Source organism: Herbaspirillum sp. NPDC101396, assembly GCF_044767365.1.
Taxonomy (GTDB): domain Bacteria; phylum Pseudomonadota; class Gammaproteobacteria; order Burkholderiales; family Burkholderiaceae_D; genus Herbaspirillum.
In genome coordinates, this window is record NZ_JBIWNT010000008.1 from 75,317 (window position 1) to 93,235 (window position 17,919).

Sequence of the window (17,919 nt, forward strand, 5' to 3'; positions counted from 1 at the left end):
AAACGGCTCTGCTCTCGCTGCGCGGCGAGAGCAGGGCTCAGGTCTTTGCTTCGATGTGATACATGCCCCACGGGCACAGCGCGAAGCGCGCGCCGATCGGCCTGTCCATGATCTCCGAAAAACTGTCGGCGTCATACACCGCCCACAAGGGGCCGAGGCCGCCCAACGGGATCGCCTTGCCGTCCAGATGCGTGGCGACGATGAAGCGATATTTGCGGATGTCGGCGGTCGCCACCTGCACGGCGTAGCCGTCGACGGCGCGCAGCAGCACATCGCTTGCCGCACCGGCGCCGGCGGATTTCAACACCTCGCTCAACAAGGGACCGCTCAGCACATGCTGCTTGTTGTCGTATTCCAGCGTGGGCTTGATGGTGGTTTGCGGCAAGGCGTTCAATGCCGCGAAGTCAAAGGTGTGCGCACGGTTGAATTGCAGCTTCTGCTTGGCCATCATCTGGTCCAGCGCCGGATCGAGCGCGCCGCGATTGCCCGCGCCGATGGCGCCGGTCACCGTCAGCAACACCGGACCGATGTCATTGCTGCAAGCTGCATCGCGCTTTTTGCTTGCCGCCATGGCAACGCTGCTCATGCCGAACAAGCCGGTGACGAGGAACTGTCTTTTCTTCATTGCTGGCTCTCCTTTTTTCCTTTGACGATGCGCAGCATGATGCACGATAAACGCCGGCGGGGGATATAAAAAAAACGGACCGGAGTCCGCTTTTTTCACTTATATCAGAGACCGTCTCAGGCCTGGTCCTTCGGCGGACGACCGCGCCAGTAGCCGGCCAGCATCGAACCCGACAGGTTGTGCCAAACCGAGAACAACGCGCCCGGCAATGCCGCCAGCGGCGTGAAGTACAGCTTGCCCAGCGCAGCCGCAAGACCGGAGTTCTGCATGCCGACTTCGATGGCCAGCGTGCGGCAGATGGCTTCGTCGAAGCCGAGCAGACGACCACCCCAGTAACCGCCCAGCAGGCCGATGGCGTTGTGCAGGATGACGCCCACCAGCACCACCAGGCCGACTGAAGCAATACTTGCCTGGCTGCCGCCGACCACCGCTGCAATGATCAGCAGAATCGCCACCATCGACACCAGCGACAGGTAAGGTTCGATGCGGCGGATCAGCTTGCTTGCGAACAGATTCAGCACCAGGCCGACCACGATCGGCACCACCACGATCTGCACGATGCTCATCAGCATCGCGTGCGCGTCGAAGTGGATCGAGGCGTCGACATACAGTTCAGTCAGCAGCGGCGTGGCGAATACGCTCACCAGCGCCGACAGCGTGGAGATCGTCACCGACAGCGCGACATCGCCGCGCGACAGATAAATCATCACATTCGAGGCCGTGCCGCTGGCGACGCTGCCGACCAGCACCATGCCGGCGGTCAGGTCAGGCGGCATGCGCAACAGCTTGGCGATGACCCAGGCCGCCAGCGGCATGACCAGGTAATGCAGGATGATGCCGGCGGCCACCGGCGCCGGGCGTTTGACGATGCGTTTGAAATCGTCCAGCGTCAGGGTGACGCCCATGGTCAGCATGATCAGCGTCAGCAACAAGGTGACGTGAGGTCCGATAGGCGTGAACGTGGCGGGAGAAAAATAGGCGGCGGCGGACAGCAGCAGCGCCCAGAGAGGAAACAGGCGGGTAAGACTGGCAAGCATAATTGAGATCGATTCAGCGGAGTAGAGAGTTTGTTATTGGAAGTAGCTCCGCGGATGGCGCGCGAGTGGTGTACAAGGAAGCGGCGGATGCGAGGAATAAAAACCTGTCATGCGATCGCGCCGGCCTCGGCCGTGCGTCTTGTGGAAACACGAAGGCGACATTTTACCCGCGCGCGCAAATCCTTGCCGGCTGGCGCTTTGCAGGGCAGACACTGACGTATTGCTGACGCCGTTGCACACATGTCATGCGACGCATTTGAACATCACCACGCTCTTCGACGGCCATATGCCGATGACACCGTCGGAAGTTTCGGCGCCGGTCATCTGCATGCGCCTGCCGCGTTCCTTGCAATAGGCGTCGGCCTGGCGCACGCCGGCGGCCGCGCCCTCGGCGTTGCCCAGGCGCGATTGCGCGGTGACCATGTAGGTGTCGCGGTCAAGTTGCGTGACGACGCCGCCGGCGCAGCCGCTCAGGAGCACACACAGGATGGCGGCAGGCAGCAAGAGGCTGGAGCGATTCGGCAGAGGGAATGACAAGTTGCGCTCCGTGGCGATGAAGGTGCGCCAGACTATCCCGGAAATCCATGCCGTGCGCAGGTGTAAAGGCCGAATTTACCTTCCCCTGCACTTGCTTTACAAAATACGCGGCAGCCTCGTCTCAGCGTGTCGTGTTCGTCCTCTGCGCCATCCATTTCTGGTTCTGCGCTTCGTAGATGGTGTAGGACGGCGAACGCGGGTTGCCGCCGGCGTCAAACGCGATGGTGCCGGTCAATCCCTTGAAGCTGATCTCGTGCAAGGCGCTGGCGATCTTGCGCGGGTTGAGCGAATTGGCCTGGCGCACCGCGGCCATCAGTACATGGGCGGCATCGTAGGCGTACGGCGTCATGCTATAGACCTGGAAATCGAAGCGCTGGTTGAAGTCGGCTTCGAACTTCTTCCAGCCCGGCATCTTGTTGAACGGAATGCCGGCTTCCTGTGCGACTGCACCATTGGCCGCGACACCGGTGGAGATCAGGAACGACGAGCCGACGATGCCGTTCATCGAGGTCACCAGTCGCGCCTTGACGTCGAGGCGCAGCATGCTTTGCGCCAGCATGCTGGTCTGGGCCGAATAACCGCCGAAGAACACGGCGTCGACGTCCTGCTGTTTGACCCGCCGCAGGATCTCGCCGAAATCGATCAGTACGTCGCTGACCGAATCGCGGCTGACGACCACCGCGCCATGTTCGCGCGCCACTTCGGCGAATCGCGTGCTGACGCTGACGCCGAAGGCGGTGCCGTTGTCGACCACCGCGATGCGCTGGGCATGCAGTTCCTTGACGACATATTCGCCCAGATAGATGCAGGCCTCGTCGTCGATGCCGACCATGCGGAAGGTAGTGCGGAACCCTTGCTCGGTATATCTGCGCAAGCTGGAGGTAGGCGAGATCTGCGGGATGTCGGCATCGGCCAGGATCTTCGAGGCCGCGATGCTGGTGTTGCTGTTGGTGCCGCCGATCACGCCGACCACGCCGGCCTGCACCAGCGCGTGCGCGACACGTTGCGTGCGCTCGGCATCGTTGCGGTCGTCCATGCGCAACAGGCGAAACTGTATGCGCTTGCCGTCCAACTTGAAAGGAATGCGATTGGCTTCGACGATCGCCAGCTCGGCGGCATTGGCGAGGCTCTTGCCGAAACTTTCCGACACGCCGCTCAGCGCGCCCACAAAGCCTATCGTCACGGTCTGGATTTCATCGCCGGCAACCGCCCCGGTGGAGTGCAACGCCAGCGACAACACGCCAAGCATCAGCATGCGTCGATATTTGAGGAAATGCATGTCACCTCCGTAGGAACTTTGTCTTAGCAAACGCTGTTCTTATACCTTACGCCGCGTTAGGACACGATCAAAAAAATACGAAAAGGCAGCATCATTGCATCGCGACGCCATCGTCACGGCCAAAACGACAATGCCCCGCATGGCGGGGCATTGTCACAGGGAAATCAATACGCGGTACGGTGAACGCGTCGCGATCGTTGCGTCGTCGCTTAGCGCGTCACCGGCTTGTAGCGGATACGCTTGGGCTTGGCGCCTTCTTCGCCCAGGCGCTTCTTCTTGTCGGCTTCATATTCCTGATAGTTGCCGTCGAAGAAGCTGACCTGCGAGTCGCCTTCAAACGAGATGATGTGCGTGGCGATACGATCGAGGAACCAGCGATCATGGCTGATCACCAGCACGGTGCCGGCGAATTCCAGCAAGGCGTCTTCCAGCGCGCGCAAGGTTTCCACGTCAAGGTCATTGGACGGTTCATCGAGCAGCAGGACGTTGCCGCCTTGCAGCAGCGTCTTGGCGAGATGCAGACGGCCGCGTTCGCCGCCGGACAGATTGCCGACGATCTTTTGCTGGTCGCCGCCCTTGAAGTTGAAGCGGCCCAGATACGCACGCGACGGCATTTCGAAACGACCGACCGTGAGGATGTCGGCGCCGCCGGCGACGTCTTCGAACACGGTCTTCTTGTTTTCCAGGTCTTCGCGCGACTGGTCGACCAGCGAGATGCGCACGGTAGGTCCGAGCACCAGTTCGCCGCTATCCGGCTGTTCGCGGCCCGCCAGCATGCGGAACAGTGTCGATTTACCGGCGCCGTTGGGGCCGATGATGCCGACGATGGCGCCCGCAGGAATCTTGAAGTTCAGGTTGTCGATCAGCAGGCGATCGCCATAGCCCTTGCTGACGCCCTTGAACTCGATGACTTCATTGCCCAGGCGCTCGGCCACGGGGATGAAGATTTCCGAGGTCTCGTTGCGTTTCTGGTATTCGTGTTCGGAGAGTTCATTGAAGCGCGACAGACGCGCCTTGCTCTTGGCCTGGCGACCCTTGGGGTTCTGGCGCACCCATTCGAGTTCCTTGGCGATGGTTTTCTGGCGCGCAGATTCAGTGGCCTCTTCCTGCTTCAGGCGCGCTTCCTTCTGCTCCAGCCAGGACGAGTAATTGCCCTTCCATGGAATGCCGTGGCCGCGATCCAGCTCCAGGATCCATTCGGCGGCGTTGTCGAGGAAGTAGCGATCATGGGTGATCGCCACGACGGTGCCGGGGAAGCGCAGCAGGAACTGCTCCAGCCAGTCCACCGATTCGGCGTCCAGATGGTTGGTCGGTTCGTCGAGCAGCAGCATGTCGGGCTTGGACAGCAGCAGCTTGCACAATGCCACGCGGCGCTTTTCACCACCGGACAGCACGGCGATCTTGGCGTCCCATGGCGGCAGGCGCAGCGCGTCGGCTGCCATTTCCAGCTGCTGGTTCAGGCTGTTGCCGTCGGAGGCGGAGATGATCGCTTCCAGGCGCGCCTGCTCGGTAGCGAGCGCGTCGAAGTCGGCGTCTTCTTCCGCGTAGGCGGCGTAGACGGCGTCGAGCTTGGCTTGCGCTTCGAACACTTCACCGAGCGCGCTCTCGACTTCCTGGCGCACGTTCTTTTCCGGATCGAGCTGCGGCTCCTGCGGCAGGTAGCCGATGTTCAGGTTGGGCGCCGGCGTCGCTTCGCCTTCGATTTCCTTGTCGATGCCGGCCATGATCTTGAGCAGCGTCGATTTGCCGGAACCGTTCAGGCCGAGCACGCCGATCTTGGCGCCGGGGAAGAAGGACAGCGAAATGTCTTTCAGGATCTGACGCTTCGGCGGCACGATCTTGCCGACGCGGTTCATAGTGAATACGTATTGAGCCATGTTTGGATGCCAATAATGAGGATAAAAATGAGGGTAAGACTACTTGCCGGATTCCGTGATCAGGCGCTGAGCGCGCGGCCCTTGGCGGACCACAGGCACCACAATCCTTCCACGGAGTATACAGCCAGCGCGGCCCAAATCACCACGAAACCTGTCAGGCGCGGCCCGTCGAACGGTTCGTCATAGATGAAAACCCCGGTCAGCAACTGCATCGTGGGCGAAATATACTGCAGCAATCCCAACAAGGACAAGGGAATCCGGCGCGCTGCACGGGCGAACAGCAGCAGCGGAATCGCCGTCACCGGCCCCGACAGCGCCAGCAGGATCTGCGAGGTCGGCGAGGCCTGCAGGAAGCCGTTGTTGCCGTGCACCGCAGTGACCGCCAGGATCGTCAGCACCAGCGGCGCCAACAGGATGGTCTCCAGCGCCAGGCCTTCCAGCGCACCGAGATGGGCGATCTTGCGCAGCAGACCGTAGATGCCGAAGGTGGCGGCGATGACCAGCCCGATCCACGGCAGCGCGCCATTGATCCAGGTCAGCCACAACACCGCGCCGAGCGCCATGAAGACCGACAACCATTGCAAGGGACGCAATTTTTCCTTGAGGATCACATAGCCCAGCAGCACGCTGATCAGCGGACTCATGAAGTAACCGAGGCTGGCGTCGACGATGCGGCCACTGTTGACCGCCCACACGTACAGCACCCAGTTGCCCGACAACAGCAGCGCGCTGATCAGGAAACCAAGCAGCACGCGCGGCTTGCGCGCCACTTCGCCGAGCCAGGCCCACTGGCGCTTCCACGTCAGCACGGCGACCAAGAAAAGCAAGGACCAGAAGATGCGCTGCACCACGATGTCGAACGACGAGACGTCCTGCAGCAGCTTGAAGTACAGCGGGAACAATCCCCACAGGAGGAAACAGCTTATCGCGTAAAACATGGCGACCTAAAGGAAGGAAAGTGGAATCGCAAAAATGGAAGCGCCGCGAAAACTCGGTAAAGTTTCGCGGCAGGACGCCATTATTGCAGGATTCTTCTTTTCCGACCGGCAACGCCGAAGTTCAGATGCGTGAGGATTACAGCGTGACGACGAAGCGGCCCTTGATCCGCGCAATCTCGCAATCGACTTGCGCCGCGCGGCGTTCGATCACGAACACGTCGGCGCCACCGATGGTGATCATCGGATGGTGCCAGACGCCGCGCCGCAATGTGACGCCCTGGCCCGGTTCGACGATGAAAGCCTGGATGGCGTCTTCATCGGGCGTGTCGTCGCCCTGCGTCACCACCGCCAGCACCCGCCCCTGCGCCATCGGCACAAAGCTCTGGCTGCCCAGCAGGTGCCGCTCGAACATGGTCAGCGCATAGGGCGCCACATGCGTGCCGTCCTGCGTGCGAAAGATCGCCACGCAGGCTTCGCCGCCCTGCTCGTTCACATCCAGCTGCGTCAGGTCGTCGAAGCGTTGGGCAGTGCCTTCGTTGATCGGCGAGCTGTTGCCGTTCCGCGCAGGCACGATGACGTCGCCGAAGGGCGCGAACGCCGCCGGCGTCAGCGCCTGTGCCGTGATGAACCGGTGCGACGATGACGATTCAGGCGAGTTCATCGATGAACTTTCTCGACAGGCGGATCAGCGCCTGGTCGCTGCCTTGCGGGCCGATGATGGAGAAGCCGAACGGCGCGCCGTCCAGTGTCATCAGCGGCAGCGAAATCTGCGGGCAACCGGACAGGCCCGCCAGACACAGCATGCGCACCGCCTGGTTGCGATAGTCCTCCAATACCTCTTCGGAATCACTCAGCAACGGCGCGATGTCAGGCATGCTCGGCAAGACGATTACGCGGTCGTTTCCGAGCAGGCGCAGGAAGTCTTCCGTGAAACGCTGACGCACGTTGCTGTGCTCTTCCATCTGCTGCGGCGTGATCCAGCTCGACCAGGAAAAACGCTCGGCCACGCCGGGGCCGAGTTGCAGGCCATGGCGGGTGATGGCGTCGCCGTGGTTCTGCCATGCCTCGTATCCCTGGATGTGACGGAACGCCCAGTACAGGGCGTCGAACGACGGCGTCGCGGTCTTGACCGGCAGCGGCGTGCCGATCAGACCGGACAGGCGCTCCAGCGTCTGCATGAACACGTCCTGCACGCGCGGCTCCAGCAAGGCCAGCACGTCGGCCGCCACCAGCACCTGCGGCATCGCCGGTGCGCCGTCGGGCAACAGGCAGGTGTCGTCGCGCAGCAGCACTTCGCCGACGCGCGCGAAGCTGTCGATATCGCGCGCGAACCAGCCGCAGGTGTCGAACGACGGCGCCAGGTCCATGCAGCCCTTGAGGCTCACGCGCGCATGCGTCGGACGCAGGCCGATCAGCCCGCAGTGGCTGGCGGGAGCACGTACGGAACCGCCGGTATCGGTACCGAGTGCAACATCCGCCAGCCCGTTGGACACCGCAGAGGCCGACCCCGAACTGGAACCGCCTGGAATCCGGTCGGGCGCGCCGCCGTTGCGCGGCGTGCCGAAGTGGGCGTTCTTGCCGTTCATCGAAAACGCCAGCTCGTCGGTGTAGGTCTTGCCCACGAAGGTGGCGCCGGCCTGCGCCAGCGCCACCACCGACGGCGCCGACGCGGTCTTGACGCCCGACAGCGCCAGCATGTGCGGATTGCCGCAGCCGGTCGGATAGCCGGCGACGTCGAAGATGTCTTTCACCGCAAATCGCAGGCCCGACAGCGGGCCCGACGAAATCGCCGTCAACGTCGGCGCAGGATAGGGAACGAAACAATGTGCTGCAGAGCTTGCTGGCGCGTCGACTGGCATGGATGGTTCTTTCGGACGGGAAGAGGAAGTATCGATCTGATCGTTCATGGCGAGGGATGGTTCAAAGCGCCGCTGCGGCGATCGGATTGATCAGAGGAATCTGATGCACGCGCAGGCAACTGACAACATGCCCCGGCGACAACACCTCGTCACGCGGTTGCACACTGCTGCATTCGGCGACGGCGTATTTGCAGCGTTCGGCAAATGCGCAGCCGGCCGGCAGGTTGCACAGGTCCGGCGGCGCGCCGCCGATGGTTTCCAGGCGCTGGCCTTTTTGCATGGCGCCGTGGCTGCGGCTCTTGAGCAGCGACAAGGTATAGGGATGGCGCGGGCGCGTCAGCAACTCGGCCGCGGGGCCTTGCTCGATGATCTTGCCGGCATACATGACGGCGATGCGATCGGCCACTTCCGCCGCCGCGCCGATGTCGTGCGTGACGAAGACGATGGACAGGCCGAGTTCCTTTTGCAGGTCGCGCAGCAACAGCAGGATCTGGATCTGCACGGTGGCGTCGAGCGCCGTGGTCGGCTCATCGGCCAGCAGGACTTTGGGCGAGCACGACAAGGCCAGCGCAATCATTGCACGCTGGCGCATGCCGCCGGACATCTCGTGTGGATACGCATCGAGGCGGCGCTCGGGGCTCGGGATGCGGACTTTCTCGAACAGGCTCAGCGCCTGCTTGTGCGCCTCGGCTTTCGACACTTTCTTGTGGCGGCGGATCGCTTCGATGATCTGCGCGCCGACGGTGTAGACCGGATCGAGTGCCAGCAGCGGTTCCTGGAAAATCATCGCGACCGTGTCGCCGCGCAGCGCCGCCAGCTCGCGCTGCGACATCTTCAGCACGTCCTTGCCGTCGACTTCAAGGCCGCCGCTGATGCGCGTCGAACGTTCAGAATGGAGACGCATGATGGAGCGCAAGGTGACGCTCTTGCCTGAGCCGGACTCGCCGATCAGGGCCACCACTTCGCCCTGGCCGACGGTGAGATTGACGCCGTTGACGGCGCGTATCAGTTTCTTCGGCGCGAAGAACTGCACCTGCAGATCGCGCAAGGTAATCATGTCATGCATGGCTGGCCTCGCTGGAAGCATGGTCAAACAGAGATGCGGTATCGGGTTCGTAACGCAGGCAAGCGACGCCGTGACCCGTGTCATCACTGGCGAATACCGGCGCGCGCTGGCTGCACACCGGCTGGGCATAGGCGCAGCGCGTATGGAAACGGCAACCGCTCGGCGGGTTGATCGGATTGGGCGGATCGCCGGCCAGCGGCGCTTCCATCGTACGTTGCAAGGGATCCATGCTTGGCATCGATTTCAACAGGGCGCGCGTGTAGGGATGCTTGGGCTGATCGAACACCTGGTCGGACGAACCGATCTCCACCACCTGGCCGAGATACATTACCAGCACACGGTCGGAGATGAAGCGCACCACATTGAGGTCGTGGCTGATGAACAGATACGTCAGGCCGAACTCCTGCTTGAGGTCGAGCAACAGATTGAGCACCTGCGCCTCGACCGACTTGTCGAGCGCCGAGACTGCTTCGTCGAGTATCACCAGGCGCGGCTCCAACGCCAGGGCGCGCGCGATATTGACGCGCTGGCGCTGGCCGCCGGACAGCTCGTGCGGATAGCGGCCGGCGAAACGTTCGGGCTGCAAACCCACACGCGCCAGCAAGTCACGCGCACGGGTGATCGCCTCGCGCGGCGGCAAGCCGTGCACAGTGGGAGCAAAAGCGATGGAATCCTCAATCGTCATACGCGGGTTGAGCGAGGAGTAACTGTCCTGGAACACCATCTGCGTCTGCCGGCGGAATTGCCGCAGCGGCAGGGCGCGCGAACCGACCGTTTCACCATCGAACACCAGCTCGCCGCTGTCCTGATTGATCAGCTGCATCAGCACGCGCGCGGTGGTCGACTTGCCGCAACCGGATTCACCGACCACGCCCAGCGTCTCGCCCTTGAGGATGTCGAAGTTGACGCCATCCACCGCGCGCACCGCACTGCGTGGTGAAGCAAACGGCAAGCCCTTGCCCTTGAGCGGAAAATGCTTGAGCAGATCGCGCACCTGCAGCAGAGGCTGGCGCGGTCCGCCGATGTCGCGTTCGTCTGTCATTGCTTGACCTCCATCGCCGAACGCAAACCGTCGGACAACATGTTGAACGAAATCGATGTGATGAAAATGAATGCGCCCGGCAACGCCGCCACCCAAGGCTGGGTATAGATCGCCGTGCGCAGCGTGTTGAGCATCAGGCCCCACTCCGGCTCCGGCGGCTTGACGCCGAGACCAAGGAAGGACAAGCCCGAGGCCAGGATCATCGACACCGAAATCAGACTGGTCGAGTACACGAAAATCGGCCCGAGCACATTGCCCAATACGTGGGCGCGCACGATGGTGAAGGCACTTGCCCCCGACGCCCGCGCCGCATCGACGTAGTCACTGCGGCGCACTTGCGTGGTGACGCTTTCGGCAATGCGCGCGATCTGCGGAATGAAGACGATCGTCAGCGAGGTCAGCGCATTGACGATGCCGGCGCCGAGTGCACCGGACAGCGCAATCGCCAGCAGCACCGACGGGAACGCATACAGCACGTCGATGGTGCGCATGATGGCGGTGTTGATGAAGCCGCCGGCATAGCCGGCGAGGATGCCGATGCCGCTGCCGATGACGAACGCCATCAGCACCGGCGTGATGCCCATGAACAGCGACAGGCGTCCGCCCAGCATCAGGCGCGACAGCAGATCGCGGCCCAGTTCGTCGGTGCCGAATACATGGCCGGGCGTGCCGATGGGTTTCAGGCGCGTGAACATCGACGTGGCGAAGGGATCGGCCGGCATGATCCAAGGCGCGAACACGGCGATGCTGATCAGCGCCAGCAGGATGACGGCGGCAGTCATCGCCAGCGGATTGCGCACGATGCGCGCAGCGACGTTGGCCCAGTGGCCGCGCGAACGCTTGTATGCCGGCGGATTGACGGCGGAAGTTGCGGGAGTTGCAGCAGTTGCTTGCAAGGTCGACATGGTCATGCCCTTTCTATGCGTGGGTCGAACACGGTTTGCAAAATGTCGACCAGCAGGTTCAGCGACACGAAAAACAAGGCCAGCACCAGGATCGTGCCTTGCAGCAGCGGCAAGTCGCGCTGGAAGATCGCCTGGTTCAGCAGGAAGCCGGTGCCGGGCCAGGAGAACACGGTTTCAATCAGGATCGAGCCGCCCAGCAGGTAGCCGAGTTGCAATCCCATCACCGCCATCGCGGTCGGCGCGCAGTTCTTGACCACGTGGCGGAACACGCCGAACTCGCCGAGGCCGCGCGCCTTCAGGCCGATCACGAATTCCTGCGACAGGATGTCGGCCACCAGCGCGCGCACCGTGCGCGCGATGATGCCCATCGGGATGAAGGACATCGTCACGGCCGGCATGATCAGGTATTTGACGTGCTCGAAGTCCCAGATCCATGCCGCCGATCCGTCCGGCCCGGCGCCGGTGGCCGGCAGCCACATCAATTGCGACGAGAAGATGATGACCAGCACCATGCCGAGCCAGTAGTGCGGCACGCTGACGCCGACCACGGAAATGAAGGAGGCGATCTTGTCGACCCAGGAGTTGCGGAAATAGCCGGCGACGAAGCCGAACAGCGAGCCGAAGAAGAAGCCGATCAGCGTCGCCAGTGCAGCGATCATGAAGGTGTTGCCGACCGCCTTGAAGACTTCCTGCGCGACCGGTCGTCCGGTGGCGATGGAGCTGCCGAGGTCGCCGTGCATGGCACGCCAGACCCAGCTGAAAAATTGTTCGGGATAACTGCGATTGAAGCCGTAGAGCTCCATCAGCTGCTTCTGCAAATCGACGGACGCATCCGGCGGCAAGATCGCCACCAGCGGATCGCCCGGCGCGATGTGGACCAGCATGAAGCACAGGAACGCGACGCCCAGCATGATGGGCATGGCATACAGTACGCGGCGGATCAGGTAGGAAATCATGGGCGGTCTTCGGTAAGTATTGCGCTGCTTCTCTTGCTTGCGTCCGGCGCTGCCCTCGCAGTACCGGACGCAATGTTCATTGCATCAGTTCAACCTGCTCAGTCCATCGTCATCGTGGCGATGTCGATGAACCAGCTTTGCGGCTGCACTACGCCCTTGACCTTGGCCGAGATGGCGCGCGGACCGGTGTCGTGCGCCACCCAGACGAACGGCGCTTCGTCGACGATCTTGGCGTGCAACTGGGCCAGCAAGGCGTCGCGCTGTTTGGCGTCGAAGGTGGTGCGCGCCTTGGCGATGATGGCATCGACTTCAGGGTTGCTGTAGAAGCCCCAGTTGTTCGATACCGGCGGCGCCGCCTTGCTGCTGACAAAGCGCACCATCGCGAAGAACGGATCCATCGCGGCGAAGCTGATGTTGACGGCGTCCGAACCGTGCGCGCTCGGATCCTTGGCGCCGATGCGCCAGTTGGTGTACAGCGTGTTCCACTCGATCACGTCGAACTGCACGTCGATGAAGCAGGCCTTCAGGTTCTGCTGCATGAATTCATTCATCGGCAGCGGCTGCATCTGGCCGGAACCGGACGCCGAAATCTGCACCTTCACCTTGAGCGGCTTGGCGGCCGAATAGCCGGCTTCGGTCATCAGCTTGCGCGCGCCGTCCGGGTCGTACTTGATGTGGAAGCTCGGGTTGCCGCGCCATGGATGGCCCGGCTCGACGGTGCCGGTGGCTTCGCCCATGAGGCCGCCCAGCAACTGCTTCATTGCAGGACGATTCACGCACAGGTTGGCGGCGTAGCGCACGCGCTTGTCGAGCCACGGCGAACCTGGCACGAAGGACAACTGCCACGGCCACACGTGCGGCTGCGGGTTGGAGTAAATCTTGAAGCCGCGCGCCTTGATGGTGTCGAGCGCATCAGGCGCCGGCGCTTCGATCCAGTCGACCTGGCCGGACAGCAAGGCGGCGGTGCGCGAGTTGGCTTCCGGCAGCGGCAGCATCACGACCTTGTCGATTTGCGGACGGCGCTTGGCATCCCAGTACTCGGGATTCTTGGCCAGCTCGAGACGCTCGCGCGGCACGAACTTGGTCATCTTGAACGGGCCGGTGCCGGAGGCGTCCGCAGCGAAAGCCGCCCAGGCCTGCTTCGATCGCTCGGCCTTGTCGCTCACCGAGCCCGGCACGGCGGCCAGCTTCTTGGCCCATTGCAGCGGCGAGGCCATGAACAGGTTGGTCAGGTTGATCGGCAGGAAGGAGTCCGGCTCGGAAGTCGTCAGCTCGACGGTAAGGTCGTCGATCTTCTTGGCAGTGCGCAGCGTCGGCATGCGCGACGCGGTGACACCGACCTGGCTCGGATCGAAGTTGGGCGCATCCTTGTCAAGCACCTTGGCGACGTTCCACACCACCGCGTCGGCGTTGAAGGCGGAACCGTCATGGAACTTGACGCCGGGACGCAACTTGAAGATCCATTTGGTCTTGTCCTTGCCGTCGACCGCCCACGACACAGCCAGGTCGGGAATCACTTCGCTGGCCTTGTCGGCTTTGGAAAGGTCCCATTGCGTCAGGCTGTCGTACATCGGGATGCCGGTGAAGCGATTGCCTTCGAAGCCCTGGTCGGGCTGGCCCAGCGTGCGCGGAATGTCGCCCGCGGTCATGGCGATGCGCAGCACTTTTTCTGCGTGCGCGCCGACGGATGTCAGCAAGCCAAAGGCCAGCGTACAGGCCAGGGTGATTGCGCTTGGTTTGGTCAGTTTCATGTCGATGCTTCCTTTTGTTGTTGAGGACGACGAGGGGTGATGGGTGATGCTTACGGGCTTGAGGTCGGTGCAGAAAATCGGTTGATCAGGGTTGGAGAAACTCGATGCCGGCGCGCGCCGCGGTGTGCAGCAAATGACGTTGCATGGCGACACGAGCGCCCTCGGCATCGCCCGCTGAAATGGCGGCGGCGATGGCGCGATGTTCTTCCGCGCTCTCCCAGATGCGCGCGTGATCGGCAAACGGCAGGCGCTGGCTGTGGCTGATGCGCGTCTCGAAATCGCGCACTACCTGCATCAGCCCGCCGTTGCCGGACAACTCCGCGAGCAGTTGGTGGAACTCGAGATCGGCTTGCGAGGCGGTGACCAGATCGACGTTTTTCAGCGCTTCTTCAAAGCGCGCCTGCACGCCCCACAAGCGCGGCGTGGTGTGGGCATTGATGACGCGCGCAGCCAATGCGGCGGCGGCCGGTTCGAACACATAGCGCAGCTGGAAGGTGGATTGCAACTCGGCCGACGACGGCAGCGCCGCGCCGGTGCGCGCAGGGGCGGTGGCTGTGCTGCTGCGCCCGGAGGTCACCAGCGTGCCTTTGCCGGGCATGGCGCGGATGAAGCCGAGCGCTTCGAGCATCGACAGCGCTTCGCGCAACGACGCGCGGCTGATGCCGAGCGACTCGGCGAGGTCGCGCTGACCCGGCAGCATCTGGCCGGTCTTGTACGTTCCGGACAGGATCTGGCGCTGCAAAGTCTGTGCGGCGATATTGGGCATGCTCATCGGTTTCCCCTTTTTGGTCTGACTGGTCAGACCGCAAGAGGCGATATAGCAATTGACATGCCACCTGTCCGCAAAAACGGCGATTGCGCAGCGGCGGCGGAGCTTACGGGGGAGATTGCGGGTGGGTTTCCAAACGCCGTGGGCAACCGGAAATATGCTTCGGAACAAACCACTGCACGAATTTCATGCAGGCGCATGCAGCGAAAATGTGCACGCTCTGAAAAATGGAAAATGAAGAGAACGCCCTGCACGTCCGGGCGCGGTTTTCAGCGCCCAGTGACGATCAGTCAACTTGCATCGTCACCGGCGAAGAAGAGATTCAGGCGGGAGTCGGCGTCTGCGTCGTGTGGCGCGCAACGTAGCGGTACAACAGCAGCGCAGCGATACCGCACACCGCCATCAGCGTCGTCAGCGGCAAGGCGGTGCCGTCGTGCCATACGCCCATGATCACGCCCGACAGCATGCCGATGCCGAACTGCAGCGTGCCCATCAGCGCTGCGGCCGTGCCGGCTTGCTTGCCTTGCTGCGCGAGTGCGATGGCCGACGCGTTGGGACCGACGAAACCATGGCAGGACAGGAAACCGAAGAAGCCGACCAGCAACAGCGGCAGGCTTTCATACCCACAGGCCACCAGCACCGCGACGATGGTGGTCAGGATGGCCGGGATCCAGATGATCTTGCCGAGCACGCGATCGGCGCTGCGCTTGATGACCAGGCGCGCATTGATCTGCGAACAGGCGATCAGGCCGATGGCGTTGGCGCCGAATACGAAGCCAAAGTTTTGCGGCTTGATGCCGTGCAGTTCGATCAGTACGAACGGGCCGCCGGAAATATAGGCGAACAGTCCGGCCTGGATCAGGCCGCCGCATAATACATAAGCCATGAACTGGCGATGGCGCAGCAGGTCGAGGTACTGGCGCAGCACGCGCCCGAGATGCAGCGGCACCACGTGCGCCTGGTCGCGCGTCTCTTCCATCACGCGATGGGTGCAGATCAGGCAGATCGCGCCGAACACGGTCAGCGTCGCGAAGATCGCGCGCCAGGTTGAAAACGTCAGCAGCAGGCCGCCGATGAACGGCGCCAGGATCGGCGCCAGGCCGAACACCAGCATCAGCATCGAGAACGCGCGCGCGGCGCCGTCGGCGCCCATCTTGTCGCGCACCACCGCGCGCGGGATCACCATGCCGGAGCTGCCGCCCAGGCCCTGGAAGAAACGCAGCACCAGCAGCGTTTCAATATTGGGCGCGAAGGTACAGCCGATCGAAGACACGACATACAGGCAGATGCCGAAATACAAGGGCGGTTTGCGACCGAAGCGATCGCTGATCGGTCCGTAGAACATCTGCCCGAGCGCAAGGCCGATCAGGAACGTCGACAGGGTCAGCTGGATGGTGTTGCTGGCCACGCCGAGGTCTTTGGCGATGAAGGAAAAACTGGGCAGGTACATGTCGATCGACAAGGCGCCCATCGCCGTCAGCGCGGCCATGAGGATCAGCCAACCGGGAAGGCGTTTGCCCTGAAAAGGCGAAGAATCTGTTTGCATGAGGAAAGTACAAAAAACCGTGTCCGGCCGATAAAAGGCACGGCAGGAAACGATCAGAGCATGAGAGGGGGAAGCGTGGCGCGCAGGGAAGCGCGCATGCCGCATTATACCGGTTGGCGACACTTCCTTCAGGCGGCGGTTGCGGCAAGGCAACGTGGCGGAGACAAATACGGCGCGCCTTGCCGACTGTTGCAGCCGGGCCTGGCGGTTACCGCTCCCGCAATCTTTTTTTTTGAAGATCACTCAACATTCGTTCAGCAATTCAAGAAAAAGATGGCACACTGATTGCAAACAATAATTCGACGAAATGCCGTCAAGAATTCGCAAATTTGGCCGACATTTTCATACTACTCAGAATATTTTTGTTGTCATCTTGGGGAAGTGTTCAGGAAGATTCATGGGCGAGGGAAGAATAAAAAGAATCGCGGCGCGGGCCGTCTTTTACGTTTCCCGCTTGCTTCCCGGTTTCCTGTTGTGCCTGCTGGCGGCGTGCGGACAAGACAATACCGCCTCCCCCCAACGGAATGCATTTGCGCAAACGCAAATCACCGCACTGGTGTGGGCGCCCGACTGGCCCGACGAAATGCATCGCATCGCCGACGAGTTCCACCGCGCCCATCCGAACATCAGCGTCGACGTGCAATTCATGATCGGCAACTCGGTCGAGGAAAACCTCAAACCCAAAGTCGCCACCCACAACCTGCCCGACCTGGTGTCGGTCAATCCCAACGCCTACAGCGCCGAACTGGCTGAGCAGGGACTATTGGCAGACCTCGGCGAGACCGCAGCGTGGGGCAACATGCTGGAGTCGCTCAAGCCCGACTGGACCAGTCGCCGCGGCAAGCGCTTCGGCATTTCAGGCGGCGTCGCGGCGACGCTGATCTACTACAACAAAGAGATGTTCAAGCGTGCCGGCATCACCGCGCCACCGGGCAACTTCGAGGAATTCCTGGCGGCGTGCGCCAAGCTTAAAAAAGCCGGCTTCACGCCGATGGTCTGGACCGGCGCCTTTCCCAATACGCTGGCCAACGGGCCGTTCAGCTACGGCTTCGCCAACGGCGTCGCTGCGCGTCATCCGCATGACTGGAAGCAGCGTATCGCCGATGGCAGCCTTGACCTCGGCAACGGCGACGCCGTCGACATCTTCGCCAAAATCAAGTTGATCGCCGACAAGGGATACCTGCAGCGCGGCTACATGAACACCAGCTACGACGAAGGCATACAGCTGTTCGCCGACGGCAAGGCGGCGATGGCGTTCCAGGGAACCTGGTCCTCGGGCGCGCTGATGCACGGCAAGGACTTCAACACCGGCGTGTTCGTGCCACCCTGGAATGCGCGCGGCAAAGCGGCGGTGCCGGTGGTCGGCAGCGAGACCGGCTTCGCCGTCTGCGACACACGCAACAAAAAGGCGGCGCTGCAGTTCCTCGAGTTCATCTACGGTCCCGGCTTTGCGATCCAGCAGAACAAGCGCCAGAACATCCCGCCGCTCAAGCAGGCCAGCGGCCAGGTGGTGAGCGACCCGCAAATCGTCGATTATGTGCGGCAGGTGACGCAGGCGCCGCTGACGGCGCCGCTCTATTACTCCTACCTGCCGACCAACACCATCGACTTGCTGCATCCGCTGCTGCAGGAAGTCCTGCTCGGCAAGGTCTCGCCGCGCCAGGCGGCCCTGACGCTCGACAGATCGATCCGCCATGAAGCGCGTACGGAGAACAAGTAAGCCATGCACTCA

The 17,919-nt window shown here is 62.4% G+C and carries 17 protein-coding genes; 2 read left to right on the top strand and 15 right to left on the bottom strand.

The features are described from left to right. Window positions 1-37: 37 nt before the first annotated feature. From ACIROY_RS23605 to ACIROY_RS23675, 15 genes are all read right to left on the bottom strand, one after another. Window positions 38-625, bottom strand: coding sequence for a molybdopterin-dependent oxidoreductase (locus tag ACIROY_RS23605; RefSeq protein WP_402344625.1), 588 nt, complete (start codon window positions 623-625; stop codon window positions 38-40). Between the two features lie 116 nt (window positions 626-741). After that, window positions 742-1,662, bottom strand: coding sequence for a bile acid:sodium symporter family protein (locus ACIROY_RS23610; protein ID WP_402278864.1), 921 nt, complete (start codon window positions 1,660-1,662; stop codon window positions 742-744). A 243-nt stretch (window positions 1,663-1,905) separates the two neighbouring features. Then, window positions 1,906-2,199, bottom strand: coding sequence for a hypothetical protein (locus tag ACIROY_RS23615; RefSeq protein WP_402278862.1), 294 nt, complete (start codon window positions 2,197-2,199; stop codon window positions 1,906-1,908). Between the two features lie 121 nt (window positions 2,200-2,320). Continuing rightward, the gene (locus ACIROY_RS23620; RefSeq protein ID WP_402344628.1) at window positions 2,321-3,478 is read right to left on the bottom strand and encodes a branched-chain amino acid ABC transporter substrate-binding protein; all 1,158 of its coding nucleotides are present in this window, start codon (window positions 3,476-3,478) and stop codon (window positions 2,321-2,323) included. Between the two features lie 209 nt (window positions 3,479-3,687). After that, window positions 3,688-5,355 carry an energy-dependent translational throttle protein EttA gene (ettA, locus tag ACIROY_RS23625; protein ID WP_402278858.1) on the bottom strand — a complete coding sequence of 556 codons (1,668 nt, stop codon included), beginning with the start codon at window positions 5,353-5,355 and terminating at the stop codon, window positions 3,688-3,690. Between the two features lie 59 nt (window positions 5,356-5,414). After that, on the bottom strand, window positions 5,415-6,293 hold the full coding sequence (gene rarD / locus ACIROY_RS23630) for an EamA family transporter RarD (protein WP_402344631.1): 879 nt from the start codon (window positions 6,291-6,293) through the stop codon (window positions 5,415-5,417). A 136-nt stretch (window positions 6,294-6,429) separates the two neighbouring features. After that, complete coding sequence (locus ACIROY_RS23635) at window positions 6,430-6,954, bottom strand: ureidoglycolate lyase (RefSeq protein WP_402344634.1); 525 nt, start codon at window positions 6,952-6,954, stop codon at window positions 6,430-6,432. After that, the gene (locus ACIROY_RS23640) at window positions 6,941-8,152 is read right to left on the bottom strand and encodes an amidase (protein WP_402344637.1); all 1,212 of its coding nucleotides are present in this window, start codon (window positions 8,150-8,152) and stop codon (window positions 6,941-6,943) included. The genes ACIROY_RS23635 and ACIROY_RS23640 overlap by 14 nt, the downstream gene beginning before the upstream one ends. Window positions 8,153-8,213: 61 nt before the next feature. Then, window positions 8,214-9,218, bottom strand: coding sequence for an ABC transporter ATP-binding protein (locus ACIROY_RS23645; protein WP_402344640.1), 1,005 nt, complete (start codon window positions 9,216-9,218; stop codon window positions 8,214-8,216). Beyond that, window positions 9,211-10,260, bottom strand: coding sequence for an ABC transporter ATP-binding protein (locus ACIROY_RS23650; RefSeq protein ID WP_402344643.1), 1,050 nt, complete (start codon window positions 10,258-10,260; stop codon window positions 9,211-9,213). The genes ACIROY_RS23645 and ACIROY_RS23650 overlap by 8 nt, the downstream gene beginning before the upstream one ends. After that, complete coding sequence (locus tag ACIROY_RS23655) at window positions 10,257-11,171, bottom strand: ABC transporter permease (RefSeq protein ID WP_402344646.1); 915 nt, start codon at window positions 11,169-11,171, stop codon at window positions 10,257-10,259. Before ACIROY_RS23655 ends, ACIROY_RS23650 begins: the two co-directional genes overlap by 4 nt. Then, window positions 11,168-12,121: an ABC transporter permease gene (locus tag ACIROY_RS23660; RefSeq protein ID WP_265215763.1), complete on the bottom strand. Its 954-nt coding sequence runs from the start codon at window positions 12,119-12,121 to the stop codon at window positions 11,168-11,170. The genes ACIROY_RS23655 and ACIROY_RS23660 overlap by 4 nt, the downstream gene beginning before the upstream one ends. Window positions 12,122-12,219: 98 nt before the next feature. Continuing rightward, a complete protein-coding gene (locus ACIROY_RS23665) occupies window positions 12,220-13,872 on the bottom strand; it encodes an ABC transporter substrate-binding protein (protein WP_402278843.1) in 1,653 nt (550 codons plus the stop codon). Between the two features lie 85 nt (window positions 13,873-13,957). Then, entirely contained in the window at window positions 13,958-14,644 is a 687-nt protein-coding gene (locus tag ACIROY_RS23670) for a FadR/GntR family transcriptional regulator (protein ID WP_402344649.1), read from the bottom strand. A gap of 319 nt (window positions 14,645-14,963) precedes the next feature. After that, window positions 14,964-16,187 (bottom strand): Bcr/CflA family multidrug efflux MFS transporter, encoded by a 1,224-nt coding sequence (locus tag ACIROY_RS23675; protein ID WP_402278839.1) that lies wholly within the window; start codon window positions 16,185-16,187, stop codon window positions 14,964-14,966. Window positions 16,188-16,283: 96 nt separating this feature from the next. Here ACIROY_RS23675 and ACIROY_RS23680 point away from each other — a divergent pair, with 96 nt between their 5' ends. Both ACIROY_RS23680 and ACIROY_RS23685 read left to right on the top strand, forming a co-directional pair. Continuing rightward, window positions 16,284-16,472: a hypothetical protein gene (locus ACIROY_RS23680; RefSeq protein ID WP_402344652.1), complete on the top strand. Its 189-nt coding sequence runs from the start codon at window positions 16,284-16,286 to the stop codon at window positions 16,470-16,472. 112 nt (window positions 16,473-16,584) lie between these two features. Then, window positions 16,585-17,907: an ABC transporter substrate-binding protein gene (locus tag ACIROY_RS23685; protein ID WP_402344655.1), complete on the top strand. Its 1,323-nt coding sequence runs from the start codon at window positions 16,585-16,587 to the stop codon at window positions 17,905-17,907. Window positions 17,908-17,919 lie beyond the last annotated feature (12 nt).